Source organism: Bradyrhizobium sp. (assembly GCF_028868675.1).
Classification (GTDB): Bacteria; Pseudomonadota; Alphaproteobacteria; order Rhizobiales; family Xanthobacteraceae; genus Bradyrhizobium.
Map to the genome: position 1 here is coordinate 1 of NZ_JAGWUA010000354.1, position 2,331 is coordinate 2,331.

The 2,331-nt window shown below is 65.2% G+C and carries 2 protein-coding genes; one reads left to right on the forward strand and one right to left on the reverse strand.

Annotation, left to right across the window (positions count from 1 at the left end; genetic code table 11):
• On the reverse strand, positions 1–1,223 hold a 1,223-nt coding region (locus tag KGM94_RS24965; protein ID WP_300265345.1), incomplete at its 3' end, for an acyl-CoA dehydrogenase family protein.
• Positions 1,224–1,439: 216 nt separating this feature from the next.
• Here KGM94_RS24965 and KGM94_RS24970 point away from each other — a divergent pair.
• Positions 1,440–2,219 carry an enoyl-CoA hydratase-related protein gene (locus KGM94_RS24970; protein WP_300265347.1) on the forward strand — a complete coding sequence of 260 codons (780 nt, stop codon included), beginning with the start codon at positions 1,440–1,442 and terminating at the stop codon, positions 2,217–2,219.
• The last annotated feature ends 112 nt before the right edge of the window (positions 2,220–2,331 follow it).

The window sequence follows — 2,331 nt, forward strand, 5'->3', positions numbered from 1 at the left end:
ATCTGGATCTCCTCGCTGCCTTCGGTGATGCGGTAGCGGCGGTGGTGGCGGTAGATGTGCTCGAAAGGCTTGTGGCGGGAGTAACCCATGCCGCCATGGACCTGCATGGCGCGGTCGGCGGCCTCGCAGCACAGCCGGTTTGCCCAGTAGTTGCACATCGAGACGCGGTCCGACAGCGTGCGCTCGATCTGCTCCTCGGTGAGCTTGTCCATCTCCCATGCGGTCTTGCGGATCAGGAGCCGCAGCATCTCGGCTTGGGTGGCGAGCTCGACCAGCGGGAACTGGATCGCCTGGTTTTCGGCGAGCGCCCGGCCGAACGGCTTGCGCTCGCGCGCATATTTCACGCTCTCGTTGATGCAGTAGACAGCGGCACCCAGCGAGCTCGCCGCCTGCCGGATGCGGTTCTGATGCACGAAACATTGCGCCAGCGACAGGCCGCGGCCGATCTCGCCGAACAGCGCATCCTCCGGCACGAACACGTCCGTGAAGCTGACGCGCGGATGGTCGGTCGGCATGTTGAAGGTCCACATGTACTGTTCAACTTTGACGCCCGCGCTCTTCGCCGGCACCAGGAAGCAGGTGATGCCGCGCGCATCGCCGTCGTTGCCAGAGGTGCGCGCAAACAGCGCGCAGTGGGTGGCGACGTGCATGCCGGTGGTCCACATCTTCTCGCCGTTGATGACCCAGCCCTTGACGTTGTCGCGGGTCGCCGGCACCGCGCGCGTCTCCATGTGGGTGGCGTCCGAGCCGTGATGCGGCTCGGTCAGGCCGAAGGTGATGCGGTATTGGCCCTTGATCGAGCCGTCGATCATCGCCTTCTGGTCGTCGCGGCCGTAGCGGTCGAGCATGGTGACGACCGGGAAATTGCCGACGATGGAATGCTCGTTCTGCAAATCGTTGTGCAGGCCGAGGCCTTGGGAGGCAAAGTGCTCGCGGATCACGGCCATCCAGAGGTTGGAGCCGTCCTTGCCGCCATAGCGGCTCGACACCGCGAAGCGGAGATGACCGGCGGCGTCGGCGAGATTCTTGGCCTTGCGCAAGAGCGCTTCCCATTCGTGCCGCGGCAGGCCGCCAGCGTCGAAATCGGTCCGCGCCCATTCGCGGCGGTGATCGAAGAAGCGGATGTTGTCGTCGGCCTCCTCCAGCGGCTTGATCTCGCGCGCGATGAAGCGGTCGAGCTCTGCGAGATAGGCGACGAGGTCGGCGGGCAGTGAGAAATCCACGGCAGTCTCTCCCGGACGGATCTTTTGCTTTTGCGTTGAGGCGCTGGGCGCGCAATGGTTCGGATCGATTAGGGTGCGAAGACCGCGCGCAAGTCAAGCAAGCCGAGGGCATCGGAACACGCAAGGCACCTTGCGCAATTCGATGGTGCCGAACCGCGCCTGCGCGCTAATATGGCGGCCAATATTCTCCATCACAGAAAATCGGAGGGAGCGGACATGGAGCTGAAGTTCTCGAAAGTGGAGCGCAAGGGACCGATCACCATCGTGACGCTGTCGCGGCCCGAGGTCTACAACGCGCTGCATACGGACGCGCATTTCGAGCTCAACAAGGTGTTCGACGATTTCTCCGCCGATCCGGAACAGTGGATCGCAATCGTCACCGGCGCCGGCGACAAGGCGTTCTGCGCCGGCAACGACCTCAAATGGCAGGCGGCCGGCGGCAAGCGCGGCTGGGATACCGGCGGCTTCGCCGGCCTCACCTCGCGCTTCGACTGCGACAAGCCGATCATCGCCGCCGTGAACGGCGTCGCCATGGGCGGCGGCTTCGAGATCGCGCTCGCCTGCGACCTCATCGTCGCCTCGGAGAATGCGACCTTCGCGCTGCCCGAGCCGCGCGTGGGACTGGCCGCGCTCGCCGGCGGCCTACACCGGCTGCCGCGCCAGATCGGGCTGAAGCGCGCCATGGGCATGATCCTCACCGCGCGCCATGTCGGCGCTAAGGAAGGCCTCGAGCTCGGCTTCGTCAACGAGGTGGTGCCGCAGGGCGAGGCGCTCGCCGCCGCGCTGCGCTGGGCCGAGACGATCGCCAAGAATTCGCCGATGTCGATCCGCGCCTCCAAGCAGACCATCCAGAAAGGCCTCGCCGTATCGCTGGAGCAGGCGATCGCGGATCAGCGCGACTATCCGGCCGTGAAGGCGATGGCCGCATCGCAGGACTACATCGAGGGCCCGAAGGCGTTTTCCGAGAAGCGCCCGCCGAAATGGCTGGGGCGGTGAATTGGTCGCCGTCATTGCGAGTTCCGACCGGCCCGAGGGGCCGACCCGCCTTAGATGAAAATGGGTGAGCCACTCTGACTGAGTTTAGACCGGTACCCACCCACTTTCTTCC